22 protein-coding genes are annotated in these 25,303 nt (G+C 58.5%); 4 read left to right on the forward strand and 18 right to left on the reverse strand.

Features of this window, described 5'->3' with window-relative positions; genetic code table 11:
* Positions 1 to 2 precede the first annotated feature (2 nt).
* The 7 genes from ACR0BI_RS09070 to hutI form a co-directional block, all read right to left on the reverse strand.
* Positions 3 to 431, reverse strand: a complete 429-nt coding sequence (locus ACR0BI_RS09070; protein WP_170399086.1) for an SRPBCC family protein — start codon at positions 429 to 431, stop codon at positions 3 to 5.
* Positions 419 to 748 (reverse strand): metalloregulator ArsR/SmtB family transcription factor, encoded by a 330-nt coding sequence (locus tag ACR0BI_RS09075; RefSeq protein WP_170399088.1) that lies wholly within the window; start codon positions 746 to 748, stop codon positions 419 to 421. The genes ACR0BI_RS09070 and ACR0BI_RS09075 overlap by 13 nt, the downstream gene beginning before the upstream one ends.
* Positions 749 to 787: 39 nt before the next feature.
* The gene (gene serB / locus ACR0BI_RS09080; protein WP_480562275.1) at positions 788 to 1,666 is read right to left on the reverse strand and encodes a phosphoserine phosphatase SerB; all 879 of its coding nucleotides are present in this window, start codon (positions 1,664 to 1,666) and stop codon (positions 788 to 790) included.
* A gap of 68 nt (positions 1,667 to 1,734) precedes the next feature.
* Entirely contained in the window at positions 1,735 to 3,417 is a 1,683-nt protein-coding gene (hutU, locus tag ACR0BI_RS09085; RefSeq protein WP_170562213.1) for a urocanate hydratase, read from the reverse strand.
* Between the two features lies 1 nt (position 3,418).
* Positions 3,419 to 4,210 carry an N-formylglutamate deformylase gene (hutG, locus tag ACR0BI_RS09090; protein WP_480562274.1) on the reverse strand — a complete coding sequence of 264 codons (792 nt, stop codon included), beginning with the start codon at positions 4,208 to 4,210 and terminating at the stop codon, positions 3,419 to 3,421.
* Positions 4,210 to 5,745, reverse strand: a complete 1,536-nt coding sequence (hutH, locus tag ACR0BI_RS09095) for a histidine ammonia-lyase (RefSeq protein ID WP_480562273.1) — start codon at positions 5,743 to 5,745, stop codon at positions 4,210 to 4,212. The genes hutG and hutH overlap by 1 nt, the downstream gene beginning before the upstream one ends.
* Positions 5,742 to 6,947: an imidazolonepropionase gene (gene hutI / locus ACR0BI_RS09100; RefSeq protein WP_480562272.1), complete on the reverse strand. Its 1,206-nt coding sequence runs from the start codon at positions 6,945 to 6,947 to the stop codon at positions 5,742 to 5,744. The genes hutH and hutI overlap by 4 nt, the downstream gene beginning before the upstream one ends.
* 81 nt (positions 6,948 to 7,028) lie before the next feature.
* Here hutI and ACR0BI_RS09105 point away from each other — a divergent pair, with 81 nt between their 5' ends.
* From ACR0BI_RS09105 to ACR0BI_RS09115, 3 genes are all read left to right on the forward strand, one after another.
* Positions 7,029 to 8,384 carry a formimidoylglutamate deiminase gene (locus ACR0BI_RS09105; RefSeq protein WP_480562271.1) on the forward strand — a complete coding sequence of 452 codons (1,356 nt, stop codon included), beginning with the start codon at positions 7,029 to 7,031 and terminating at the stop codon, positions 8,382 to 8,384.
* A 6-nt stretch (positions 8,385 to 8,390) separates the two neighbouring features.
* Complete coding sequence (locus ACR0BI_RS09110) at positions 8,391 to 9,095, forward strand: GntR family transcriptional regulator (protein ID WP_170399103.1); 705 nt, start codon at positions 8,391 to 8,393, stop codon at positions 9,093 to 9,095.
* 77 nt (positions 9,096 to 9,172) lie between these two features.
* A complete protein-coding gene (locus ACR0BI_RS09115) occupies positions 9,173 to 10,690 on the forward strand; it encodes a malonate--CoA ligase (protein ID WP_480562322.1) in 1,518 nt (505 codons plus the stop codon).
* Positions 10,691 to 10,693: 3 nt separating this feature from the next.
* Here ACR0BI_RS09115 and ACR0BI_RS09120 read toward each other — a convergent pair whose 3' ends face one another.
* From ACR0BI_RS09120 to glyA, 11 genes are all read right to left on the reverse strand, one after another.
* A complete protein-coding gene (locus tag ACR0BI_RS09120; protein WP_170425965.1) occupies positions 10,694 to 11,422 on the reverse strand; it encodes a metallophosphoesterase family protein in 729 nt (242 codons plus the stop codon).
* Between the two features lie 124 nt (positions 11,423 to 11,546).
* A complete protein-coding gene (gene serA, locus ACR0BI_RS09125; RefSeq protein ID WP_480562270.1) occupies positions 11,547 to 13,142 on the reverse strand; it encodes a phosphoglycerate dehydrogenase in 1,596 nt (531 codons plus the stop codon).
* 58 nt (positions 13,143 to 13,200) lie between these two features.
* Positions 13,201 to 14,355, reverse strand: a complete 1,155-nt coding sequence (locus tag ACR0BI_RS09130; protein WP_480562269.1) for a phosphoserine transaminase — start codon at positions 14,353 to 14,355, stop codon at positions 13,201 to 13,203.
* Positions 14,356 to 14,559: 204 nt separating this feature from the next.
* Positions 14,560 to 17,415: an aminomethyl-transferring glycine dehydrogenase gene (gene gcvP, locus ACR0BI_RS09135; RefSeq protein ID WP_480561996.1), complete on the reverse strand. Its 2,856-nt coding sequence runs from the start codon at positions 17,413 to 17,415 to the stop codon at positions 14,560 to 14,562.
* Between the two features lie 111 nt (positions 17,416 to 17,526).
* Positions 17,527 to 17,892: a glycine cleavage system protein GcvH gene (gene gcvH / locus ACR0BI_RS09140; RefSeq protein ID WP_170393732.1), complete on the reverse strand. Its 366-nt coding sequence runs from the start codon at positions 17,890 to 17,892 to the stop codon at positions 17,527 to 17,529.
* 17 nt (positions 17,893 to 17,909) lie between these two features.
* Positions 17,910 to 19,004, reverse strand: a complete 1,095-nt coding sequence (gcvT, locus tag ACR0BI_RS09145; RefSeq protein ID WP_170732594.1) for a glycine cleavage system aminomethyltransferase GcvT — start codon at positions 19,002 to 19,004, stop codon at positions 17,910 to 17,912.
* 16 nt (positions 19,005 to 19,020) lie between these two features.
* Complete coding sequence (locus ACR0BI_RS09150; protein ID WP_170776276.1) at positions 19,021 to 19,443, reverse strand: universal stress protein; 423 nt, start codon at positions 19,441 to 19,443, stop codon at positions 19,021 to 19,023.
* Between the two features lie 75 nt (positions 19,444 to 19,518).
* Positions 19,519 to 20,892 carry an alanine/glycine:cation symporter family protein gene (locus tag ACR0BI_RS09155; protein WP_480562268.1) on the reverse strand — a complete coding sequence of 458 codons (1,374 nt, stop codon included), beginning with the start codon at positions 20,890 to 20,892 and terminating at the stop codon, positions 19,519 to 19,521.
* Positions 20,893 to 20,917: 25 nt separating this feature from the next.
* The gene (lipA, locus tag ACR0BI_RS09160) at positions 20,918 to 21,862 is read right to left on the reverse strand and encodes a lipoyl synthase (RefSeq protein ID WP_170465565.1); all 945 of its coding nucleotides are present in this window, start codon (positions 21,860 to 21,862) and stop codon (positions 20,918 to 20,920) included.
* 14 nt (positions 21,863 to 21,876) lie between these two features.
* Positions 21,877 to 23,256 carry a dihydrolipoyl dehydrogenase gene (gene lpdA / locus ACR0BI_RS09165; RefSeq protein WP_480562267.1) on the reverse strand — a complete coding sequence of 460 codons (1,380 nt, stop codon included), beginning with the start codon at positions 23,254 to 23,256 and terminating at the stop codon, positions 21,877 to 21,879.
* Positions 23,257 to 23,267: 11 nt separating this feature from the next.
* Entirely contained in the window at positions 23,268 to 24,521 is a 1,254-nt protein-coding gene (glyA, locus tag ACR0BI_RS09170) for a serine hydroxymethyltransferase (protein ID WP_480562266.1), read from the reverse strand.
* Positions 24,522 to 24,668: 147 nt separating this feature from the next.
* Here glyA and ACR0BI_RS09175 point away from each other — a divergent pair, with 147 nt between their 5' ends.
* Positions 24,669 to 25,271 (forward strand): helix-turn-helix domain-containing protein, encoded by a 603-nt coding sequence (locus ACR0BI_RS09175; RefSeq protein WP_170393747.1) that lies wholly within the window; start codon positions 24,669 to 24,671, stop codon positions 25,269 to 25,271.
* Positions 25,272 to 25,303 lie beyond the last annotated feature (32 nt).

Here is a 25,303-nt window from a genome sequence, read left to right on the forward strand (position 1 = left end):
ACCTATTTGCAAAGTGCTTCGAGTTTGCGCAGCGACGATGTCCAGCCTTCGTTGTGGTTCGTGGCCGACTCGGCATCGACAAGTTCACGGTGATCAACCACCAGCCGTGATCCGCTGTTGGTCGCGGTAACCGAAAAGGTCACATGGCTTTCCGCACCGCGCTGGTCCTGATCGTCATGCCAAGCCCACGTAAATCCAACAGATTTTGGTCGATCGATATGGGTAACGTGACCCGAGACTTTGAACTGCTGACCCTCGCCATTCTGCATAACCGAATACCACGGACCAATGCGCGAAAAGTCGAGATCATGTTCCGGTACATGCAACCCTTCGGGCCCCCACCACTGCAGAAGCTTCGCACCATCGCTGACCCATGCGAACAGGACCTCGGGACTAACGGGAAAATCTCGTTCCAGTTTCAGGTCGGCCATGAATTTTCCCTTTCAATAAGCTCTTCCAAACGGTCGAGGCTGCTTTCCCAGAAATGTCGTTTCGAAATCGTCCATTCGGCTATCGCGCGCAGACCCTCGGGCTGCACCGAGTACATCCGTTGCGTGCCGTGTACCCGCTGCTGCACCAACCCGGCCTCGCGCAAAACCTTCAAATGGCGCGAGATCGCGGCCCCTGACATGCCCTTGCCTTCTATCAAATTACCGACGGGCAGTTCGCCTTCGTCCATCAGTTGCTCGACAATCGAGAACCGAGTGGCATCAGACAAAGCGGAGAATGTGACCAGAAGCGTATTCATGGCTTTATTTAACACAATAGTTAAATTAAAGGAAGCCCCTTAGAGGCCTTGAAATTCTGACCTGCCATAGCCCTGCAGATACAACAACGCTGTCAGATCGCCGTGATTTATGCGGACATCACATTCGGCAGCGACCGAAGGCTTGGCGTGCAACGCGACACCCGTCCCCGCCCGACCCAACATTCCCAGATCATTCGCTCCATCGCCAACGGCAATCACGTCAACCTCGGAGATACCTAGGCGTGTTGTGATCTGCTCCAATGCCTCTATTTTGGCCTGTCGCCCAAGAATGGGCCGCTTCACGTCGCCGGTAAGCTTGCCATCCTCAGCCAGCAATGTATTCGCCCGGTTCTCATCAAACCCAAGCGCTTCGGCGACCTTAGCCGTAAAAGCCGTGAACCCACCCGACACCAGCGCTGCATAGGCCCCATTCGCGCGCATCGTGGCAAGTAGCACCTTACCACCGGGCATCAATGTGATCCGTTCATCCAGAACCTTGCCGATCACGCTTTCATCCAGCCCTTTCAATAAGCCCACACGCTCAGTCAGCGCACCTTCGAAATCCAGCTCGCCGTTCATTGCGCGCGCGGTGATGTCCTTGACCCGATCACCGACACCAGCCTCATCCGCCAGTTCATCGATGCATTCCTGTTGGATCATAGTGCTGTCCATATCGGCCAGCAGCATCTTTTTCCGGCGACCGTCAGCTTTTTGCACGACCAGGTCCACGCCCATCTCTTGCAACTCGCCCCAAACGTCCCAGCGATTGTCGGGAATTTCTGGCAGGGAAAACTCGGCCGCCTCATCGAGGCTCAGCCAGTTCGCATCACCCCCGCCCCATGCATTCCGCAACGACTCAACCAGCGTCGCCTCTAAAGAAGGGGCCGCAGGGTTGGTCAGCAGAGTAGCTACATACATGTCAGGCCTCCGATTAGCGCACCTGCGGGATATCGCAGGTGCAGCATTTTCACCAGAGGCAGATTGATCTAACCCAGAATACCCGGCAGGCGCAGCCCATGTTCGCGAGCGCAGTCTTTCGCGATCTCATACCCCGCATCTGCGTGACGCCAGACCCCCGAGGCAGGGTCGTTCCACAGAACGCGCTCCAATCGCCGCGCGGCATCATCGGTCCCATCGGCGCAGATCACAACACCCGCGTGCTGACTAAAGCCCATGCCCACGCCGCCGCCATGATGCAGCGAGACCCAGGTCGCACCGCTGGCCGTATTGATCAGAGCGTTCAACAGCGGCCAATCCGATACTGCGTCCGAGCCGTCCAGCATCGCCTCGGTCTCGCGGTTCGGGCTGGCGACCGAGCCCGAGTCCAAATGATCACGCCCAATGACAACAGGCGCTTTCAACTCGCCATTGGCAACCATTTCGTTGAAGGCCAACCCCGCGCGGTGGCGATCTCCAAGGCCGATCCAGCATATACGTGCGGGCAGACCCTGAAACGCAATGCGTTCCTGCGCCATATCCAGCCAACGATGCAGATGCTCGTTCTCAGGGAACAGCTCCTTCATCTTGGCGTCGGTCTTGTAGATATCCTCGGGGTCACCCGACAATGCACACCAGCGGAACGGGCCGATGCCCTTGCAGAACAGCGGCCGGATATAGGCGGGCACAAAGCCGGGGAAGGCAAAGGCATTCTCCAAGCCTTCATCCTGCGCCACCTGACGGATGTTGTTGCCGTAATCCAGCGTCGGAACGCCCGCGTTCCAGAAATCGACCATTGCAGCGACATGCTGTTTCATCGAGGCACGGGCGGCCTTTTCAACCGCTTTAGGATCAGTTTCGCGCTTGTCCTTCCACTGCGCCATGCTCCAGCCAATCGGCAGATACCCATTGATCGGGTCATGGGCGCTGGTTTGGTCAGTGACGATATCGGGGCGCATGCCACCGGCCTGCATCCGCGCATAAATTTCGGGGAACACCTCAGCCGCATTGCCTAGCAGACCCACAGATTTCGCCTCGCCCGCCTTGGTCCAGCTGTCGATCATCTCAAGCGCTTCATCGAGAGTCTCGGCTTTTTCGTCCAGATACTTGGTGCGCAGGCGGAAGTCGATAGAATCCGGATTGCACTCGACCGCCAAACAACTGGCCCCGGCGAACACTGCCGCCAGAGGCTGTGCGCCACCCATGCCGCCCAGACCGCCGGTCAGAATCCATTTGCCAGTCAAGTCGCCGCCATAGTGCTGACGCCCAGCCTCGGCAAAGGTTTCATAGGTGCCCTGTACGATGCCCTGCGTACCGATATAGATCCACGAACCGGCCGTCATCTGGCCGTACATCATCAGCCCCTTCTTATCGAGCTCGTTGAAGTGATCCCAATTGGCCCAATGAGGCACGATGTTTGAGTTGGCGATCAGAACCCGAGGCGCATCCTTATGGGTGCGGATGATCGCCACCGGTTTGCCCGACTGGACGATCAGGGTTTCATCCTCTTCCAGATCTTTCAGCCCTGCGACGATCCGGTCGAAATCGTTCCATGTCCGCGCCGCGCGACCGATGCCGCCATAAACCACCAGTTCGTGCGGGTTTTCGGCCACGTCCGGGTGCAGGTTGTTCATCATCATCCGCAAGGGCGCCTCGGTCACCCAGCTTTTTGCGTTCAGTTCGGGGCCGGTGGGCGGATAGATATCGCGGGTATTCTTGCGAGGATCGGTCATGTCAAAGCTCCAATGCAGTGTCTTGGATGGCGTCGAGAATATCCACCAACCAGCGACGCAGGCGCTTGGCTTTCGCCTCGTCAAACGCCCACGGAGGGGTTTCGGCGGACAGATAGGTAGATTGCGCCAGCTCCATCTGGATCGCGTGTTGGCCTTCATCAGGACGGCCGTAGTGGCGGGTCGTCCAACCCCCTCGGAATCGCCCGTTCAGGACGGTGCTGTAAGGGGAGGAATGCGAAAATTCATAGGCCGCGGCCTCAATGCCGGGGGCACAGGTCGCGCCACCATCGGTGCCGATGTTCATATCTGGCAGGATGCCTTCAAAGAGGAACGGAATCTTGCTTCGGATCGAGTGGCAGTCAAACAGGATCGCAACACCGTGTATTGCCCGCACCCTTTCAAGCTCTTGCTCAAGCGCGTTGTGATAGGGCGCGTGGTAGGCGGTTCGACGTACCTCGATCTCATCGACTGAGGGCTCCTGCCCCTCGGCCCAGATCGGCTGACCGTCAAAATCGGTCAACGGCACCAGAGTTGTTGTGTTCTGCCCAGGATACAATGATACACCCGCAGGGTCTCGATTAGCGTCAATGACATAGCGGTGGATATGGGATTGCACGACTGTCGCATTGGCCAAGAGCTCATCGTAGAGCTGATTGATATGCCAATCCGTATCCGCCAGAACCTGCCCATTCGCATTCAGTCGCTCGGCAATGTCGTCGGGCACATACGTGCCGCCATGCGGCTGCCCCAGCACGATGGGCCCATCGCCACGCTGAACACTGAAAACCTGCATCACGACAGCTCCGGCATGGGCATTGCAGCTGCCTGCAGAATAGTTCCGCTTTCGACTAGGGACTTCGCGGTTTCCAATTCGGGCGCCAGATAGCGATCATCGCCTAGCGACGGGATATCGTTGCGCAAACGCCCAACCACGCTGGTCAGCGCTTTGCTGGTCGCAAGAGGTGCGCGGAATTCGATGCCTTGCGCGGCGCAGAGCAGTTCGATCCCCAGAATATAGTTCAAATTATCAACCATCCGGCCTAAACGCCGCGCCCCGTGCGCCGCCATCGAGACGTGGTCTTCCTGATTGGCCGATGTAGGTGTGCTGTCGGTCACACATGGGTTGGCCAGATGTTTGTTCTCGCTCATCAACGCAGCCGTCGTGACCTCGGCGATCATCAGACCCGAGTTCAGCCCCGGCTCGGGCGTCAGGAAGGGCGGCAGATCAAAGCTAAGCGCCGGGTCGACCATTAATGCGATCCGACGCTGTGCGATCGCCCCGATCTCTGACAGGGCCAAAGCAATCATATCGGCGGCAAAGCCTACCGGCTCGGCGTGGAAATTCCCGCCCGAAACAATTGCATCCGGATCGGTCAGAACCAGCGGATTATCAGTGGCCGCGTTGGCCTCAGTTACAAGAGTTGCGGACGCCTGCCGGATCACATCCATCGCTGCGCCGGTCACCTGTGGTTGGCAGCGGATGCAATATGGATCCTGCACTCGCGTATCCCCATCACGGTGACTTTCGCGGATCTCAGAGCCCTCCAGAGTGGCCCGCATCGCCGCCGCCGCTTCGATCTGCCCACGATGCCCGCGCAACGCGTGAATCTCGGGTTGCAGAGGGGCGGTGGATCCCATGATCGCATCAGTTGAAGCCGCCGAAATCACCAGCGCATTTTGTGCTGAACGCCAACCTTCGAACAATCCGGCCAGAGCAAAGGCAGTCGAAAACTGCGTCCCGTTGATGAACGCAAGGCCCTCCTTTGGACCAAGTTGAATCGGCTCTAGCCCAGCTGTTTTCAGAGCCTCTGCACCCGGCATAACAACACCGTTCACCTTTGCCTCGCCCTCACCGATCACCACAGCGGTCATATGGGCCAGTGGCGCAAGATCGCCAGACGCGCCGACCGAACCCTGTGCCGGGATCACAGGTGTCACACCACACGCCAGCATCTGTTGCAGCAATTCGACAAGTTCCCAGCGGACACCCGAAGCACCTCGGCCGAATGACAGCAACTTCAGTGACATCATCAGCCGCGCCAGACGACGCGGCACTGCCGGACCCACCCCGCAACAATGGCTGAGGATCAGGTTGCGCTGCAGGGTTGAGGTATCTTTGGCCGCAATCTTGTGACTCGCCAGTTTGCCAAAGCCGGTGTTGACGCCATAGACGGGCTCGGTCCCTTCGGCAGCCTGCGCAATGCGGGCAGCAGCGACCTCAACCTTGGGTCGGCAGGCGGCGTCCAGCGAAATGGCGGCTTCGGTCCAGTAGATCTGGGCAAGCTGATCCAGCGAAACCTGACCAGGGACAAGCAACAGAGGTGTCATTCCAGACCTCCAAAAATACGTTTATGCAGAGGGTTGAAACCGATGCGATAGGACAGTTCTGCAGGATGAGTGGCATCCCAGACGGCCAGATCAGCGCGCAATCCGGGCGCGATCACGCCGGTATCATCCAGACCCAAAGCGCGGGCCGCGACGTGGGTAACACCTGCCAATGCTTCTTCAGGCGTCATGCGAAACAAAGTGCACCCCATGTTCATTGTTAGCAGCAGAGAAGTCAGGGGTGAGGACCCCGGATTGCAATCGGTCGCTAGTGCCATGGGAACATTCTTCTGGCGCAACAATTCAATCGGCGGAGCTTGCGTTTCATGCAGCGTATAAAACGCGCCGGGCAGCAAGACCGCGACCGTTCCGGCCCTGGCCATGGCGGCAACACCTTCGGCGTCCAGATATTCGATATGATCAGCGGATAGCGCTCCGTAAGCTGCCGCCAGCTTAGCCCCACCTAGATTTGAAAGTTGCTCAGCATGCAGCTTCACCGGTAGGCCAAGCTCTTGCGCGACAACAAAAACCCGTTCGATCTGTGTGGGATCAAATGCAATGCCTTCGCAGAACCCATCCACTGCGTCCACCAGCCCTTCGGTATGGGCCGCGCGCAGTGTCGGAATGCAGACCTCGTCAATATAGGCGTCATCCCGACCCGCATATTCTGGCGGAACGGCATGTGCGCCAAGAAAACTGGTGTTGACCCGAATAGGGCGCTCCCGCGCAATTCGGCGCGCCGCGCGCAACATACGCAGTTCGGTTTCGGTATCGAGCCCATAACCCGACTTCACCTCGATGCAGGACACACCTTCGGCCAGCAATGCGTCCACGCGCGAAAGCGCGCCTGCAAGCAGCTCTTCTTCTGTTGCTGCCCGCGTGCCGTTTACGGTCGACAGGATGCCTCCACCCGCGCGGGCAATTTCTTCGTAGGTCGCGCCCTTCAGGCGCATTTCGAACTCAACCGCGCGGTTGCCGCCAAACACAACATGAGTATGAGCATCAATCAGAGCAGGCGTGATCAAGCGGTCACCATAGTCGTTTAGCGGCCACTCGGCATATGACGGCGGCATTGCCGACCGAGCGCCAACCCAAACGATTTCCGACCCATCGATGGCAATCGCACCATCCTCGATCATCCCATAGGGTTGGTCGCCCCCCATGGTGGCTACATGTTTGCTACGAAGAACAGTTTTTTTCGTCATGGCGATTCTTTTGGGCTCCCCCTGCGCTTGATTTTTTCGTATACGGCTAAAAATATAAAGTCTACACAAAATGGAATTACGATGACGGTTCATGCTAAAACGGCCCTGTTAGGCTCTGAGTGGGTGCACAACCTACGAGTCGAAATCGAAGACGGTCGGATCGCTGCGCTGAAATCAGGGACCGAGCCAAAACCCGAAGACACTCGGGTCGACGTGTTGCTGCCCGCTTTGGCGAACCTGCACAGCCATGCCTTTCAACGCGCCATGGCGGGCATGACCGAAACGCGCGTAGCAGGGCGCGAAAGCTTCTGGACCTGGCGTACTTTGATGTACCGATTTCTGGACCGCCTCACTCCTGCACAGATCGAGTCCATTGCCGCATTGGTCTATATGGAAATGCAGGAAGCCGGGTATGCTGCGGTCGGGGAATTCCACTACGTCCACCACCAACCCGGCGGCACGCCTTATGCGAAGTTGTCTGAGCTGAGTCAGCGCATCTTCTCGGCAGCCAGCCAAACCGGGATTGGATTGACACATCTACCGGTGCTCTACACCTATGGCGGCGTCGCGCAAGAGCCTCTGACCGGTGGTCAATTGCGGTTCGGCAATGATGTGGAAAGGTTCCTGCAGCTTGTCGAGGACTGTAAGCCGCTAATGCCCTATGCAGACAGCCAGATCGGCATCGCGCCGCACTCTCTGCGTGCGACCTCGCCTGATGACCTACGGCAAGTGCTGAACGCTACCCCGCGAGGCCCGGTGCACATCCACATCTCTGAACAAGAGAAGGAGGTCACGGATGTAGAAGCCGCTCTGGGTCAACGACCGGTAGATTGGCTGCTGAGCAACGTGGATGTGAACGAACGATGGTGCCTGATCCATGCCACTCATATGACAGACGATGAAACCCGCGCTCTTGCCCGATCCGGGGCTGTGGCCGGTCTGTGCCCGATCACAGAGGCCAATCTGGGGGATGGTATTTTCAATGGTGCCGTCTACATCGAGCAGGGCGGTGTCTTTGGTGTCGGTTCAGACTCGAATGTGCGTATTTCACTGCCCGAGGAATTGCGTACGCTGGAGTATTCTCAACGTCTGCGCGACAAGGCCCGCACTGTGCTGGTACGTGGCGAAGGCTCGGTAGGTCAAACGCTGTATACCGGAGCCGCCCGCGGTGGCGCACAGGCGCTGGGGCGCGACGCCGGAGAGATCGCAATAGGTCATCTGGCCGATCTGGTTGCGATCGATCGAAGTCACCCCACTCTGTGTACTTTGCGCGACGATCAATTGATTGACGGCCTGAGCTTTGCCGCGCCTGACGGAACAGTGACCGACCTTTGGTCTGCCGGGCGACATCAGGTGCGCGGCGGGCGGCATATCGCCCGCGATGCGATCCTGAACAATTATCGTGCCGCGATGAATGACCTTTTGGAAGACATCTGATCTGATATGACCCAAACCAGCGACACAACCAGCTACAAAGACATTAAGCAAACCGTCCTGCGCCGCATCCGCTCGGGCGAGTTGCAGCCCGATGCTCTGCTTCCCAATGAGCAAGAATTAGCGGTCGAGTTTTCGTGCACCCGCACCACAGTCAACAGAGCACTGCGGGAACTGGCGGATGAAGGGTTTCTTGAACGGCGCCGAAAGGCAGGCACCCGGGTCCTTAGCGCACCGCAGCGACAGGCGCGCTTCACAATTCCACTGGTCCGAGATGAAATCGAAGCGGCGGGCGGAACCTATCGCTACGCTCTTGTGTCATGTGAAACGCAGATCGCCCCAGACTGGCTGGCGGCCCGGTTGGCCCTACGTGCTGATCAAAGTGTGATGCACGTGCGATGCATGCATTTCTCCGGCAATTCGCCGTTTCAGTTCGAAGACCGCTGGATCGTGATAGACAGCGTACCTCAGGTCACGCAGGCAGATTTCTCTAGCGTCGGACCCAATGACTGGCTGGTGCAAACTGTCCCGTTCACCAATGTCGAGTTGACCTTTCTGGCCAGCCGCGCCGATACCACTTTGGCCGGTTTTCTGGACGTTCCCGAGGGTGAACCCGTTTTTACTGCCGAGCGTATCACATGGCTGCAGGGTCAGCCGGTAACGTTTGCCAAGATGTATTTCGCGGCTGGCTACAGAATGACCACCGAATTCTGATATTCCGGGCTTTACCCTCTGACATTTCCAATACAGATTTGCGGCACATGTCCGCGTCGAATGGAAAGGATATCGGGATGGGCAACCCGCTCTATGATCGTTTGTTTGGCATCCATGCGGGCAAGGACACGCCGTTTCTGCATCTCGCCGATGGTCAGACACTGACCCATGCTGCGTTTCTGGACATGGCAGCCCGACTGGCGAACGCCCTGACTGGTCTTGAGCTGGAACCGGGTGATCGCGTGGCTGTGCAGGTAGAGAAGTCCGCCGAAGCACTGGCGCTTTATGCCGCCTGCGCGCAAGCCGGGCTGATCTTTCTACCTCTCAATACGGGCTATACGACGCTAGAGCTAAGCTATTTCATCGAAAACAGCGGAGCCTCACTGGTGGTGTGCGATGAGGCAAACGAGGCAGGGCTTGCCGAGATCGTGCAAAAGAACAATGCCCGGCTTGAAACGCTAAACGCCGACGGTTCAGGCAGCCTTATGCGGCGTGCTCTGGGGATGCTTCCGGCCTTTCAGCCGGCCCACCGATCCGAAGATGATCTGGCTGCGTTCCTATATACTTCAGGCACGACGGGGCGTTCGAAAGGGGCAATGCTGACGCAGGCGAATCTGCTGTCGAACGCGGAGACCCTTGTGCAGGAATGGCGATTCACAGATGATGACGTGCTGTTGCACGCGCTGCCGATCTTTCACACGCATGGACTGTTTGTTGCGACAAATGTCGTCCTCGCATCGGGCGGGTCGATGATATTTCTGCCGAAGTTCGACCTGGAAGATATGTTGCGCCTGATGCCACAGGCAACGGCGATGATGGGGGTGCCGACGTTTTACACCCGCCTGCTAAGCGACGACCGCTTCGCCCAAGATCTGACTCAGGATATGCGGCTGTTCATCTCAGGTTCAGCGCCTTTGCTGGCAGATACCCACGTTCAATTTGAAGACCGCACAGGTCATCGCATTCTGGAACGCTATGGCATGACCGAGACGAACATGAACACTTCTAACCCCTATGACGGCGAACGCCGGGCGGGAACGGTCGGGTTTCCCCTGCCGGATGTTGAACTGAAGGTCACAGACTCCAAAACAGGTCAAACCCTAGCAGATGGTGAGATCGGCATCATCGAGGTGCGCGGTCCCAATGTGTTTCAGGGCTACTGGCAAATGCCCGACAAAACCGCCGCAGAACTGCGTGGAGACGGGTTCTTCATCACTGGCGATCTGGGTCGGATCGACGAGGACGGCTATGTCCATATCGTCGGGCGCGAGAAAGACCTGATCATCTCGGGCGGGTATAATATCTACCCCAAAGAGATCGAGCTGCTGCTGGACGAACAACCCGGCGTGCTGGAAAGCGCGGTAATTGGCGTCCCGCATCCGGATTTCGGAGAAACCCCGGTTGGCATTCTGGTCCCTACCCCCGGTCACACGCCAGATATCGAGGCCATCATGGGTGCGGTTCGGGACGCGCTCGCCCGGTTCAAACATCCCCGCCAGTTGATCTTGCTGGACGAGCTCCCCCGCAACACAATGGGCAAGGTGCAAAAGAACATCCTGCGTGACCGCTGCAAAGACCTTTTCACCAAGACCTGATCTTCAAGGCAAAAGCGCAACGCGACCCTTGTCCGTCAACAACCAGCAATCCTGTCCTTCGAACACCGCAACGCCAACCGGGCGGCCATACCCTGCGCCGCTATCCAGGTTGATGCGATTGCCGTAATGCGTTGATTGATCCACCGGCGTATGCCCATGGACGATCAGTTTCGGATGCGGACCTCGGTGGTTGTGAAAGGTTTGCCTGATCCAGACCAGATCATTTTGCCGTTGTTCGCTCAGGGGAATACCGGGCCGAATGCCCGCATGGACAAAAGCAATCTCGCGCGTTTGATGCATGGCGATGAGCCCTTGCAGAAATATCCGATGCGCATCGGGAACCGCACCCCGCGCTGTTGCATGCAGATCCTCGAGCCGTGTCTGCTGATCGAAGAACACGCCATAGCTTTGTAGTGTTTCGACACCACCCAACCGCTCGTGCAGCCAATGATACCCGACCAACATATGCGGATCGTGACGCGGGACATCTTCGAGGAACCATGAAAACATCCGGTCATGGTTGCCCAGCAGAGTGATCCACCGCTTGCCCGCATCGCGACCAGCGATCAGCCGATCCAGAACGCCCCGGCTGTCGGGGCCCCGATCAACGTAATCGCCCAGATACACGATCTCGGCATCGGGGCCGCCATCGCGTTCGATCAGCGCCAAGGAGCGCTCGAACTCATCCACGCGGCCGTGCAAATCTCCAATTGCGTAGATCGGATTGGTCATCAGCTTCCCCTCGGGCAATGGTGATTGCCGCACTTCTGGCGCAAAATCAGCACTTTGAAAAGGCGATGCCCACGCTTTGGACAAGCGCGGGCATCAATCTGTCACAGAAGTTCAACAGCGACCGTCAGGCCACGTCAAACTCCAACGGTTTGATCTGAGTAAACAGACCTGTCTCGGCGAGTTTGGCGCGCGCCTCGGCTGGTACCGGTTCATCAACATAAAGCAACGCAATCGCCTCACCGCCGGCTTCGGATCGTCCAAGAGTAAAGTTCGCGATGTTCACATCGTTCTCGCCCATGGTCTGTCCTAAAGCACCAATGATGCCCGGCACGTCTTCGTTAGTCGTATAGAGCATATGCGCCCCGATCTCGGCATCGATATTGATGCCCTTGATCTGAATAAACCGCGGCTTGCCGTCGCTGAACACCGTGCCACCGATTGAGCGTTCACGCTTTTCAGTCACCACAGTGACCTTGATATAGCCTTCGAACGCACCGGATTTGTCCTGATTGGTGGTCGATATCTGGATGCCACGCTCTCTCGCGACAACCGGGGCCGAGACCATGTTCACCTCGGGATTGAATTTCTTCATGATTCCGGCAACGACCGAACAATTCAACGCAGCCAGGTTCATGTTCGCAGCGACACCGTCATAGAGGATGTTGATTGCCTTGATCGGCTCATCCGTCATCTGACCAATGAAGCTGCCCAGATGCCCGGCCAGCTTGATCCACGGCCCCATGACCTTGGCCTCTTCTGCCGTTACACTGGGCATGTTCAGCGCATTCTCGACCGCTCCGGTCAGCAGGTAATTCGAGATCTGTTCGGCCACTTGCAGCGCCACGTTCTCCTGCGCCTCAGTCGTGGCCGCACCCAAGTGCGGTGTGCAAACCACATTGGGTAGGTTGAACAGGGCGTTCTCCTTGGCCGGTTCCTCACTGAACACGTCAAAGGCCGCACCGGCGACATGACCCGAATGCAACGCCTCGGCCAGCGCGTCCTCGTCGACCAGACCGCCACGGGCGCAGTTGACAATGCGCACGCCTTTCTTGGTCTTGGCCAGGTTCTCACGGCTCAGGATATTGCGCGTCTGATCGGTCAGCGGCACGTGCAGAGTGATAAAGTCAGCGCGGGCCAGAAGCTCATCCAATTCGACCTTTTCCACACCCATCTGCGCGGCTTTCTCTTCGCCAAGGTAGGGATCATAGGCGACGACCTTCATCTTCAGACCCAAAGCACGCTCGCAGACGATGCCACCAATGTTGCCCGCGCCGATCACGCCCAGGGTCTTGTTGGTCAGCTCAATCCCCATGAACTTGGACTTTTCCCACTTACCCGCGTGGGTCGAGGTGCTGGCTTCGGGGATCTGCCGCGCCACGGCAAACATCATCGCGATGGCATGCTCGGCGGTGGTGATCATGTTACCGAACGGTGTGTTCATCACGATCACGCCTTTTTTCGAGGCCGCATCCTTGTCGATATTGTCGGTGCCGATCCCGGCACGACCAATGACTTTTAACTTGTCTGCCTTCTCCAGAATGGTTGGCGTGACTTTGGTGGCAGAACGGATGGCGAGGCCGTCATACTGACCGATCACCTCGGCCAGCTTGTCTTTGTCCTTTCCCAGATCGGGCATGAAATCCACGTCGATGCCACGGTCGCGGAAGATTTGAACGGCGGTTTCGCTCAGCTTGTCAGAGACGAGTACTTTGGGAGCCATATTTTTGGTCCTTGAACATTGTGGAAGGTCCGGGCCGGATGCGGCCCGGTAGAAAAGGTCAGGCAGCTTCGGTTTGCGCTGCAATCTCGGCTTCAAAAGCCCATGCAAGCCAGGGCAGCATCGCCTCGATATCTGATGTCTCAACCGTGCCGCCGCACCAGATGCGCAGACCCGCAGGGGCGTCGCGATAGGCACCGATATCAAGCGCAATGCTTTCGGCCTCAAGCCGTTTGGCGACGGCTTTGGCAAAAACGGCACCATCTTGAATGCGCGTATCGGTGAACTTCAGACAGACCGACGTATTTGATTGAGTTGTCGAGTCTTCGGCCAGATTGGCGATCCAGTCATTTTGGTCGCAGAACGCATGAACCGCGCCAGCATTGGCATTCGCACGAGCAATCAGCCCCTGCAAGCCTCCGACTGAACGCGCCCAATCCAACGCGAAAAGGTAATCCTCAACCGCGAGCATTGAGGGTGTGTTGATCGTCGCGCCGGTGAATATCCCATCAATCAGCTTGCCACCTTTGGTCAGTCGGAAGATCTTCGGCAAAGGCCATGACGGGGTGTAACTCTCCAAGCGCTCGACCGCGCGCGGAGACAGGATCAGCATCCCATGAGCCGCCTCTCCGCCTAGAACCTTCTGCCAGCTGAACGTTGTCACATCCAACTTGTCCCATGGCAAGTCCATCGCGAACGCAGCGGATGTCGCGTCACAGATCGTCAGACCCTGACGATCATCAGCAATCCAGTCGCCATCTGGGACCCGCACACCCGAAGTCGTTCCGTTCCATGTGAACACCACATCGTTGGCGAAATCGACCGACGCGAGATCAACGATCTGCCCGTACTCGGCGGTTTTCACTTCAGCGTCGATTTTCAGTTGCTTGACCACATCAGTCACCCAACCCGCGCCAAAGCTTTCCCAGGCCAGCATTTCAACTTTGCGCTCACCCAGCAAAGACCAAAGCGCCATCTCAACCGCACCGGTGTCCGAGGCTGGTACAATGCCGATGCGATAATCCGCCGGTATGCCTAGAATCTCTCGCGTGCCTTCAATGGCCGCCTTCAGCTTGTCCTTGCCGACAGCAGCCCGATGCGAGCGGCCCAAGGCGGCATCCGCCAGTTTGGTCAGATCAAATGTGGGGGGTTTGGCACAGGGGCCCGAGGAAAAACGCGGGTTGGCCGGCCGCGTCGCCGGTTGTTCGATAGTCATGTGTATTACCCTTCCAGATACACGCCCCTCGTTGGGGAGGGGTGTCCCACGGACAGAGGTATGGGCCGTTTGCACCTGCAGCAAGCGCAAAAGACGCTTCATCAGCGAAAAACGACACTGGAAATGGGCTCAGATCGGAACACAGGTTTCCGATTGGCGAAAACCCCCGCCGATTTCATGGCGGGGGGAATTGTTTTTTGAGGTTTATTCAGCTGCGTCCATGTATTCTGACATTGGCGGGCATGTGCAGATTAGGTTTCGGTCTCCGTATGCGTTGTCGACGCGGTTGACGGGGGACCAGTATTTGTCGACGCCCATGGAGCCTGGGGGGAAGCAGGCCTGTTCACGGGTGTAGGGACGGTCCCAGTCGCCGACCAGATCGCGCACCGTGTGGGGGGCGTTTTTCAGCGGGTTGTTTTCCGCGTCGATCTTGCCGTCGATGATGTCCTGTGCCTCGGAGCGGATGGACAGCATGGCGTCGCAGAAGCGGTCCAGCTCATCCATGGGTTCCGATTCCGTGGGCTCGACCATCAGGGTGCCGGCCACCGGCCAGGACATGGTGGGCGCGTGGAAGCCGCTGTCCACCAGACGTTTGGCAATGTCATCGACGCTGACATGGGCCGCCTCGTCCAGCGGGCGGGTGTCGAGGATGCATTCATGCGCCACGCGACCCGTTTCCGAGGTGTAGAGGATCGGGTAGGCATCCTTGAGCCGCGCCGCGATGTAGTTGGCGTTCAGGATCGCCACCTTGGTCGCCTGCGTCAGACCCGCGCCGCCCATCAGCAGCACATAGGCCCAGCTAACCGGCAAGATCGAGGGCGACCCAAAGGGCGCCGCCGAGACCGGACCCACGGCAGTGCCGTATTCCGGGTGGCCGGGCAGGTGCTCGGTCAGATGCGCTTTGACGCCGATCGGACCCATGCCGGGGCCGCCGCCGCCATGGGGGATGCAGAAGGTCTTGTGCAGGTTCAGGTGGCTGACGTCACCGCCGATGTCTCCGGGACGCGACAGACCCACCATGGCGTTCATGTTGGCGCCGTCGATATAGACCTGACCGCCGTGATCATGGGTGATCTGGCAGACCTCCTGCACGGTGGTCTCGAACACGCCATGGGTCGAGGGGTAGGTGATCATGCAGGCGGCCAGATGATCGGAGTGCTTTTCGGCCTTGGCGCGGAAGTCATTCAGATCAATGTTGCCCTTCTCATCCGCCTGCACAGGCACAACCTGCCAGCCGACCATCTGCGCCGAGGCCGGGTTGGTCCCATGCGCCGAGGTCGGGATCAGGCAGACATTGCGCTGCCCTTCGCCCCGGGCGAAGTGATAGTTGCGGATGGTCAAGAGGCCTGCGTATTCACCCTGCGCGCCCGAGTTGGGCTGCTGGCTGATCGCGTCATAGCCGGTGATCTGGCACAACTTGTCGTTCAGATCATCGATCATCTCATGATAGCCCTGCGCCTGATCTTCGGGGCAGAACGGGTGCAGGTTGCCGAACTCGGGCCAGGTGACCGGGATCATCTCGATCGTGGCGTTCAGCTTCATGGTGCACGAGCCCAGCGGGATCATCGCCCGGTCCAGCGCCAGGTCGCGGTCGGCCAGACGGCGCATGTAGCGCGTGATCTCGGCCTCGGCCCGGTTCTTGTGGAAGATCGGGTGGGTCAGGTACTCGCTTTCGCGCAGCGCGTAATCCGGCAGGCGATAGGCCACGTTCGAGCTGTCATCCTTGCGGTCGATGCCGAAGGCCCCCCAGACCGCCTCGATGGTCTCGGGCCGGGTCTGTTCGTCCAGGCTGATGCCCACTTTCGTGTCGCCGACCTTACGCAGGTTGACGCCCCGGGCCACAGCGGCCTCCATGACCGTTTTCTGCAGATGGCCAACCTCAACCGTGATCGTGTCGAAGAACACTTCCGGCTCCACAGCAAAGCCTGCCTCTTCCAGACCGGCGGCCATACGCGAGGTCTTGCGGTGCACCGATTGCGCGATGGCCTTGATGCCGTCGGGGCCGTGATACACGGCATACATCGAGGCAATCACCGCCAGCAGCGCCTGCGCGGTGCAGACGTTCGAGTTGGCTTTCTCACGCCGGATGTGCTGTTCGCGGGTCTGCAGCGCCAGGCGGTAAGCCTTGTTGCCCCGGCTGTCGATGCTGACACCGATGATCCGGCCCGGCATCGAGCGCTTCAGCTTGTCGGTGGTCGCCATATACGCGGCGTGCGGGCCACCATAGCCCATCGGCACACCAAAGCGCTGGGTCGAGCCGATGGCGATATCCGCGCCCATCTCACCGGGCGACTTCAGCAGCGCCAGCGACAGGATATCGGCGGCGACGATGGCAATCGCCTTGTGTTCATGCAGGGCCGCAATCTCGGCGGTGAAGTCGCGCACATGGCCATGGGTGCCGGGGTACTGGAAGATGGCGCCAAAGACCGCGCCCGCATCCAGCGTGTCCGGATCAGCCACCTGCACCTCGATGCCCAGAGGCTCGGCGCGCGTTTTAATCACCGCGATGGTCTGCGGGTGGCAGTTCTTGTCGACAAAGAAGGCTGCATTGTTGGCCTTGGACCGGCCGCCGCGCTTGGCCATCGCCATCGCTTCGGCTGCCGCCGTGGCTTCGTCCAGCAAGGATGCGTTGGCCACGTCCAGCCCGGTCAGATCGCTGACCATGGTCTGGAAGTTCAAGAGCGCCTCAAGTCGGCCCTGGCTGATCTCGGGCTGATAGGGGGTATAGGCCGTGTACCAAGCCGGGTTCTCCAGAATGTTGCGCAGGATCGGCGCAGGCGTCGTGGTGCCGTAATAGCCCTGGCCGATCAGCGAGGTCAGAACCTTGTTCTTGCTCGCCACTTCTTTCATGTGAAAGAGCGCATCGCGTTCCGTCATCGCCGGGCCCCAGTCCAGCGGCTCTTTCTGCCGGATCGCGGGCGGGACGGTGGCGTCGATCAGCTCGTCCAGCGTCTTGAAGCCGATCACCTTGAGCATGTCGCGCATCTCGGTCGGGCTGGGCCCGATATGGCGGCGGTTGGCGAAGTCATAGGCTTCGTAATCGGTCAGTTTGAAGGCCATGTGTGCGCTCCTCAAGGATAGGTCAGGCCCGGCGGAGACGGCAGGAGCCTCCGGCGGAAGTATTTGGAAACAGATGAAGGGGCGGGGCCGCGCACGGACCCGCCGCCTGAGTTAACCGATGAAGGCCTTGTAGCCGGCCTCGTCCATCAGGTCTTCGAGCTGCGAGGCGTCCGCGATCTTGATCTTGTAGATCCAGGCCTCGCCTTCGGGGTCTTCGTTCAGCGCGCCGGGATTGTCGGCCAGTGCCTCGTTCACCTCGGTGATCTCGCCGTCGACCGGTGCGTAAAGCTCGGACGCCGCCTTGACGGATTCAATCACGCCGATCTCGCCGCCTTTTTCGAACTCGTCGCCTGCTTCCTGCTGTTCCACGAACACCACGTCACCCAATTGCTCGGCGGCGTGTTTGGTGATGCCCAGCGTGGCGGTGTCGCCGTCAACGCTCAGCCATTCATGCTCTTCGGAATAATAGGTTGCCATGTCTCTCTCTCCTGACTTCAACGCTTGTAATTCTGTTTGACGAAGGGCAGCGCCACGATCTCAGCCGGTTGCGGCTTGCCCCGGATGATCAGGTTCACCTTCTCGCCCGGCTCGCCATGGCCTTTGCTCACATAGCCCATCGCCACCGGTCCACCCACCGTGGGGCCAAACACGCCCGAGGTGATCTGACCGATGCTGTTGCCCTCAAGGCACCGCACTTCCACACCCTGACGCGCAGGCGCACGGCCTTCGGGCTTGATGCCCACCAGCTTGCGCGCGGGACCTTCGGCCAGTTCCTTTTGCACGCGGGCCGCGCCCGGGAAACCGCCCTCTTCCTTGCGGCGCTTTTGCATCGCCCAGCCCAGCGAGGCCTCGACCGGCGAGGTGCTCTGGTCGATGTCATTGCCATAAAGGCACAGACCTGCCTCCAGCCGCAGGCTGTCGCGCGCGCCCAGACCGGCCGGCTCGCAATCCTCATGCGCCAGAAACGCCTTGGTGATCTCGATCGCCTTGTCCTCGGGGATCGAGATCTCGTAGCCATCCTCGCCGGTATAGCCCAGCCGCGAGATACGGCACTCAACACCGTTGATATCGGCAACCGTGGTTTCCATGAACTTTAGATCACGCGCGGCGGGGCACAGTTCGCCCACAACGTTTTCCGCCGCAGGGCCCTGAACCGCCACCAGCGCGCGGTCGAAAATCTCGATCACTTCAACGCCTTCAAGGTGCTCACGCATATGCGGAATGTCCTGATGCCGCAGCGCCGCGTTCACCACCACAAAGTAATGATCGCCCGCATTCGACACGATCAGGTCATCCATGATCCCGCCTTCTGCGTTCGTAAAGAACCCGTACCGCGCCTTGCCTTCCTTCAGCGTCGCATAGGCCTGCGGGCAAAGCGCTTCCAGCTTCTCACCCACATTCTCGCCCCGCAAAATCACCTGACCCATATGGCTCACATCAAACACCGCCGCCTTCTCACGACACTGCTTATGCTCCCCCATAATCCCCAAAGGATACTGAACAGGCATCTCCCATCCCGCAAAATCAACCAACTTACCCCCCAACTCAACATGCAAAGCGTGAAGAGGCGTGCGTTTTAATTCGGTCATCAACTTAACCTTTCAATCAGCGGGACTGGTCGCGAACAACCGTGACGGTGCAATGCGCGTTGCGCACGACACGGGCCAGGTTCGGGCCAATCTCATAGTTCGGAAAATCGCCTTTGGTCGAAGCCATGACGATCAGATCAAAACCCTCTTTGTAGGCGAGCTTCAGTATCTCACGATAGACGCTGCCTTCTTCGATATGGATCGCCACATCAGATGCACCGTTGTGATCCAGTATGGCCTGCACCGCATTGCGCACGTGGTCTTTTGCGCCTGCGCCATAGTTGGCGGGCAGGTTCGGCAACTGGATGATCTCAGGAATGACGGCAATCGCGTGCAATTCGGCACTGTAGAACTTTGCTTGTTCTTGTGCGAGCGGCAGGGCGTTCTTCCACGAACGGTCGTCGGTGTGATCAATCGGCAGCAGGATTTTCGTGGCCATCACGTCTCTCCTCGAGAAATGGAATTCTGTTTGAAGCCGGGGGGCCGGGATGGCCCCCCGTATTTTCATCCGAGATTATTCGGCGGGTGTGCCGCCTGGCTCTTCGGACTTGCCACCTGAGGCAAAGAACTCTTTCGTCAGTTTGAAGACGATCGGGCTCAGCAGCGCCAGGGCGATCAGGTTCGGAATGGCCATCATCGCGTTCAGCGTATCGGCCAGCAGCCAGATGAAGCCCAGATCCGCTGTTGCGCCAAAATAGATCATGACGATCCACAGGACGCGGTAGGGCATCAGGGATTTCACGCCCAGCAGGAACTCAACACATTTCTCGCCATAGAAGGACCAGCCCAGAATGGTGGTAAAGGCAAAGATCGACAGAGCGATGGCGATCAGATACCCACCGATACCCGGCAGCGACAGTTCGAACGCGTGACTGGTTAATGCTGCACCGGATTCACCCGATGTCCAGGCACCCGACGAGATGATAGCAAGACCGGTGATGGTGCAGACGATGATCGTGTCGATGAACGTACCCAACATCGCGATCAGGCCCTGGTTGACCGGACCTTTGGTCTCGGCTGCGGCGTGTGCGATCGGAGCGGAACCCAGACCGGCTTCGTTCGAGAAGACACCACGTGCCACACCAAAGCGGATCGCGGCCCAAACGGCAGCACCCGCGAAACCACCTTCGGCGGCCGACGGGGTGAAGGCGTAGGTGAAAACAAGCGACAGAGCGGAGCCGATGTTACCGATGTTGATCAGTAGAACCAGCAGGCCTGCGACGACGTAGGCAATCGCCATGAACGGAACCAGTTTACCTGCAACCGCACCGATGCGGGTGATGCCGCCCAGGATCACGGCCGCGGTCAGAACCATCAGGACAACGCCGGTAACCGAAGTGTTCAGGCCGAAGTTCGACTCCAGAACCTGTGCAACACCATTGGCCTGTACACCGTTGCCGATGCCGAACGCCGCGATTGCGCCGAACAGGGCAAATGCAACACCCAGCCAGGCCCATTTCGCGCCGAGGCCGTTTTTGATGTAGTACATCGGGCCGCCGACATAGTTACCAAGCTCGTCTTTTTCGCGGTATTTCACCGCGCAGACAGCTTCGGCATATTTGGTGGCCATGCCCACCAGGGCGGTCATCCACATCCAGAACAAGGCGCCCGGACCGCCCAGGAAGACAGCAGTGGCCACACCAGCGATGTTGCCCGTACCGATAGTCGCAGATAGCGAGGTCATCAGCGCGTTGAACGGGCTGATCTGGCCCTCGCCCTGACCTTCGCGGCCTTTGAACAGCAGGCTGAAGCCTGTGCCAATGCGCAGGATCGGCATGAACTTCAGGCCGACCTGCAGGAAGAAGCCAACGCCGAGAATGAGAACCAGCATCAGCGGCCCCCACACGACGCCATTGATGGCCCCTACGATTGAATTTAACGCTTCCATGGTTTCCCTCCCATTTGCGTTAGGTTTATGCCCTGTTCGCCAAAGCCCGCTGGCGGGCCTGCTTGAGGGCGGCAAAGTCTTCGTCCGCGTGGAACGATGATCGGGTCAGCGGCGTTGCCGACACGTGCAAAAAGCCCTTGGAACGCGCGATCTGTTCCAGTTGGGCAAATTCTTCCGGTGTCCAGAACCGGTCAATCGGATGGTGTTTAGGGGTCGGTTGCAGATATTGGCCGACGGTCAGGAAATCGACATTGGCCGCGCGCAGGTCGTCCATGACCTGACGGACATCGTCCAGACTTTCGCCAAGCCCGACCATCAGGCCAGATTTGGTAAAAAGCTCCGGGTTCGCGCGTTTGGCATCATCCAGCAGACGCAGCGAGGTGTAATAGCGTGCACCAGGTCGCACAGTTGGATAAAGGTGCGGCACAGTTTCCAGATTGTGGTTGAAAACGTCCGGCGCCGCTTCAAATACGATCTCTGACGCAGTGCCTTTTCCAAGAAAATCGGGTGTCAGAACCTCGACAGTGGTACCGGGGTTCTGATGGCGCACGGCACGGATGGTCTGAGCGATATGCTCGGCCCCACCATCTGCCAGATCATCGCGATCGACCGAGGTGATCACTACATGACGCAGGCCTAGCTTCTTGACCGCTGCCGCAACACGGCCAGGTTCAAACACATCCAGAGCATCCGGGCGACCCGTTGAGACATTGCAGAACGAACAACCCCGCGTGCAAACCTCACCCATGATCATCATGGTGGCGTGGCGCTTGGACCAGCATTCGCCGATATTGGGGCAGGCGGCTTCTTCGCAGACCGTCGCCAGATCATGCTCGCGCATGAGGCGTCGTGTTTCATAGTATTCAGCGCTGTCGCCCTTTTTCTTGCGAATCCACTTGGGCTTGCGCGGGATGACACTGTCGGCCTTTTTGGCTTTTTCCGGGTGGCGAGGACGAAGCTGGATGGTCATCTGGCTGGTCTCCCTTATGCGTGGATCGCGCGGCCCAGGGCGTCGAGGCAGGCTTCTTTGACGGCCTCGCCCATGGCCGGGTGCGCATGGCAGGTTGCAGCGACTTCGGACACCGTTGCACCCTTTGTCATCGCCAGAACCAGTTCAGCGATCAGATCGCCGCCATGGGCTCCGCAAATATGCGCACCCAGGATCTGGCCGTTCGGGTCTGCCAGAACCTTCACTGCACCGTCTGTTTCACCGGTCGAACGCGCGCGTGAGTTCGCCATGAAGGCGAATTTGCCGACCGAATACTCGGCACCGGATTCTTTCAGTGCTTCTTCGGTCAAACCAACCGAGGCGACTTCGGGGTCGGTGTACACCACGCCGGGGACGGTGTTGTAATCGACGTGACCAGCTTCGCCTGCCAGCATCTCAACACAGGCGACACCATCTTCTTCGGCCTTGTGCGCCAGCATAGGTCCGGGAACGCAATCACCGATGGCGTAGATGCCCGGGACAGATGTCTGAAATGCGCCATCAACTTCAATGAAACCGCGTTGGTTCACGGCCACGCCCAGCTCTTCCAAGCCAAGGCCATGTGTGACTGGGCGGCGACCCACGGCGATCAACACCTTGTCGGCCTCGATCACTTCTTCTTTGTCCTTGCCGACGCGGTCCACAGTTAGTGTCAGGCCAGTATCCGTTTTGTCGACGGATTTTAGTGCCCGGCCCAGCTGGAATTTCAGGCCACGTTTTGACAGCGCGCGTTGCGCCAGTTTGGCAATTTCACCATCCATGCCGGGCAGCACGCGGTCTAGATATTCGACGACCGTAACTTTGGCTCCGAGACGCGCCCAAACTTGCCCAAGTTCCAGTCCGATGACACCGGCACCGATCACCACCAGATGCTCGGGCACACTCTCCAGCGCAATCGCGCCCGTCGAACTGAGGATATCTTGCTCGTCAATCTCAATCCCTGGCAACGGGGTAGGTTCGGAACCAGAGGCAATGAGGATGTTCTTGGCCTCATGGACTTCGTTACCCACCTTGACCTGACCAGCGGCCGGAATACTGGCCCACCCTTCGATCAGATCAACGCCGTTTTTCTTGAACAAAAACGCAATACCCTTGGTCAGGTCGCCTATGATCTTGTCCTTGCGTCCCATCATTGCGGGCACATCGATGCTGGCCCCCTCGACCGCAATACCGTGGGAGGAGAGATGTGCAAGTCCGGCATATTTGGCCGAGGAGGTCAGCAACGCTTTGGAGGGTATGCACCCCACATTCAAACAGGTCCCGCCAAGCGCACTGCGGCCTTCAACGCAAGCGACTGTCAGGCCCAGCTGTGCCGCGCGGATCGCGGCGACATAGCCGCCCGGACCGCCCCCGATGACAATAAGATCGTAAGTCATTTGGTCTTCTTTCAGTAGATCGGGTGGCTTGCGCAGAGCGCGCGGACCTTTTCACGGGTTTCCTTTTCGACGGTCTCGTCACCGTCAGACGATTGTGCCAGCGCGTCCAACACATCACCGATCATGTGGCCAATCTGTTTGAACTCTTCTGGTCCAAACCCACGGCTGCAGCCTGCGGCCGTACCAAGACGGATGCCGCTGGTGACAGTGGGCCTTTCGGGATCACCCGGAACGCTGTTTTTGTTGCAGGTGAATCCTGCACGCTCTAGCGCCGCTTCGGCGTCTTTGCCGGTTACGCCGACTGGGCGCAGATCAACCAGCATAAGGTGGTTTTCAGTGCCGCCCGAAACGATGTCGCACCCGCGCGCCATCATCACGTTGGCCAGTGCCGAGGCACTGTCGACAACGCGCTGCATATATTCTTTGAATTCAGGCTGCAGCGCTTCACCAAATGCGACTGCTTTGCCTGCGATCACATGCATCAGGGGGCCGCCCTGCAGACCCGGGAAAACAGCCGAGTTGATCTTTTTTGCCAGCGCTTCATCGTTTGTAAGAATAATCCCACCGCGCGGACCGCGCAGCGTCTTGTGCGTAGTCGACGTAACAATGTGTGCGTGCCCGATGGGCGAGGGATGCAGGCCAGTCGCAACCAAGCCGGCGATGTGGGCCATGTCTGCCAGAAGCCATGCGCCAACTTCGTCGGCAATGGCGCGGAAGCGTGCGAAATCGATCTTTTGCGAATAGGCCGATGCGCCTGCAATGATCAGTTTGGGCTTTTCGGCTTTCGCCAATTCTTCAACCTGATCATAGTCAATCAGCCCGGCCTGGGTCAGGCCATATTGAACCGGACGGAACCACTTGCCGGACTGGGCAGGTTTTGCGCCATGGGTCAGGTGGCCCCCAGCATCCAGCGACATACCAAGAATCGTGTCACCTGGGCTGAGTAGTGCCAGCTTAACCGCTCCGTTGGCTTGCGCGCCTGAGTGCGGCTGGACGTTTGCATATTCACAGCCAAACAGCTTCTTCAATCGATCAATGGCTTCGGCCTCAACCTCATCCACATATTCACACCCACCATAATAGCGGCGACCCGGATAGCCCTCGGCGTATTTGTTTGTAAGTACGGAACCCTGCGCATCGATCACTGCCTGAGAGACGATGTTCTCGGAAGCGATCAGTTCGATCTGTTCAGCCTGGCGTATGCCCTCGCGTGCGATCGATGCTGCGATGACGGGATCAGCCTCGGTGAGCGGTTTTGTGAACATGATCTCCTCCTGTAATCTCGTTTCCAGTGTACGAAATTTTGTTTCCTATAGTGGAATTAGTGTACGCAAGGCAACAAAAATTTCATCACAGTAAAGTTGTTTGGCTCGGGGGAAATGAGTAAGCTTTGATAAAACAAGGAGATTCCCATGTCTGAGGACAACCTGAAAGATGGTGCCGGACCGGAAGAACAGGACGAGGGGGCGGCTTTGGGTCGGTCGATCCGGGATGCACGCCGCGCAAAAGGCTGGACATTGGAGGAGGCCGGGCGCGAAGCGGGAATCGGTCGATCAACACTTTCAAAGATCGAAAACAACCAGACACGTCCAAGTTTCGAGATCGTGCGGCGGCTGACACAGGCCTTGGACATGAACACGCCACAGCTGTTCTTGCAGTCCGCTCAATCGGGAATTTCGGGGCGACGTGATTTTACGCCGAAAGGGCAAGGCGAGATAAGAAATACGCCGACCTACATGCACGAATTGCTGTGCTCGGACCTGACCAGTAAGCGAATGCTTCCTTATATCGCGACGATAAAAGCGCGTGACATATCAGAATATGAGAACTGGATCAGGCACACAGGCGAAGAATTCATGTACGTTATCAGTGGCGAGTTGATATTCGTATCCGAGCATTACCGCCCCTTACCGATGAAACCCGGAGATTCTCTGTACTACGATAGCGGTATGGGGCATGGCTGTATTTCTACGAGTAAGGAAGACGCCAGGGTCCTGTGGGTTTCGCTGGAATGACACGTTAGGCCACGGCGCTTTCGCGCAGAATA

The sequence above is a fragment of the Ruegeria sp. E5 genome (assembly GCF_056534105.1).

Coding starts and splice junctions, on each gene's coding strand:
- ACR0BI_RS09175 (WP_170393747.1), top strand. CDS start 24,669: ATGTCTGAGGACAACCTGAAAGATGGTGCCGGACCGGAAGAACAGGAC.
- serA (WP_480562270.1), bottom strand. CDS start 13,142: ATGGCTCCCAAAGTACTCGTCTCTGACAAGCTGAGCGAAACCGCCGTT.
- lpdA (WP_480562267.1), bottom strand. CDS start 23,256: ATGACTTACGATCTTATTGTCATCGGGGGCGGTCCGGGCGGCTATGTC.
- ACR0BI_RS09155 (WP_480562268.1), bottom strand. CDS start 20,892: ATGGAAGCGTTAAATTCAATCGTAGGGGCCATCAATGGCGTCGTGTGG.
- ACR0BI_RS09130 (WP_480562269.1), bottom strand. CDS start 14,355: ATGACTATCGAACAACCGGCGACGCGGCCGGCCAACCCGCGTTTTTCC.
- hutH (WP_480562273.1), bottom strand. CDS start 5,745: ATGACACCTCTGTTGCTTGTCCCTGGTCAGGTTTCGCTGGATCAGCTT.
- ACR0BI_RS09150 (WP_170776276.1), bottom strand. CDS start 19,443: ATGGCCACGAAAATCCTGCTGCCGATTGATCACACCGACGACCGTTCG.
- gcvT (WP_170732594.1), bottom strand. CDS start 19,004: ATGACCGAATTAAAACGCACGCCTCTTCACGCTTTGCATGTTGAGTTG.
- ACR0BI_RS09075 (WP_170399088.1), bottom strand. CDS start 748: ATGAATACGCTTCTGGTCACATTCTCCGCTTTGTCTGATGCCACTCGG.
- lipA (WP_170465565.1), bottom strand. CDS start 21,862: ATGACCATCCAGCTTCGTCCTCGCCACCCGGAAAAAGCCAAAAAGGCC.
- hutG (WP_480562274.1), bottom strand. CDS start 4,210: ATGCAGGTTTTCAGTGTTCAGCGTGGCGATGGGCCCATCGTGCTGGGG.
- ACR0BI_RS09070 (WP_170399086.1), bottom strand. CDS start 431: ATGGCCGACCTGAAACTGGAACGAGATTTTCCCGTTAGTCCCGAGGTC.
- ACR0BI_RS09120 (WP_170425965.1), bottom strand. CDS start 11,422: ATGACCAATCCGATCTACGCAATTGGAGATTTGCACGGCCGCGTGGAT.
- ACR0BI_RS09105 (WP_480562271.1), top strand. CDS start 7,029: ATGACGGTTCATGCTAAAACGGCCCTGTTAGGCTCTGAGTGGGTGCAC.
- ACR0BI_RS09110 (WP_170399103.1), top strand. CDS start 8,391: ATGACCCAAACCAGCGACACAACCAGCTACAAAGACATTAAGCAAACC.
- serB (WP_480562275.1), bottom strand. CDS start 1,666: ATGTATGTAGCTACTCTGCTGACCAACCCTGCGGCCCCTTCTTTAGAG.
- ACR0BI_RS09115 (WP_480562322.1), top strand. CDS start 9,173: ATGGGCAACCCGCTCTATGATCGTTTGTTTGGCATCCATGCGGGCAAG.
- gcvH (WP_170393732.1), bottom strand. CDS start 17,892: ATGGCAACCTATTATTCCGAAGAGCATGAATGGCTGAGCGTTGACGGC.
- hutU (WP_170562213.1), bottom strand. CDS start 3,417: ATGACCGATCCTCGCAAGAATACCCGCGATATCTATCCGCCCACCGGC.
- glyA (WP_480562266.1), bottom strand. CDS start 24,521: ATGTTCACAAAACCGCTCACCGAGGCTGATCCCGTCATCGCAGCATCG.
- hutI (WP_480562272.1), bottom strand. CDS start 6,947: ATGACGAAAAAAACTGTTCTTCGTAGCAAACATGTAGCCACCATGGGG.
- gcvP (WP_480561996.1), bottom strand. CDS start 17,415: ATGGCCTTCAAACTGACCGATTACGAAGCCTATGACTTCGCCAACCGC.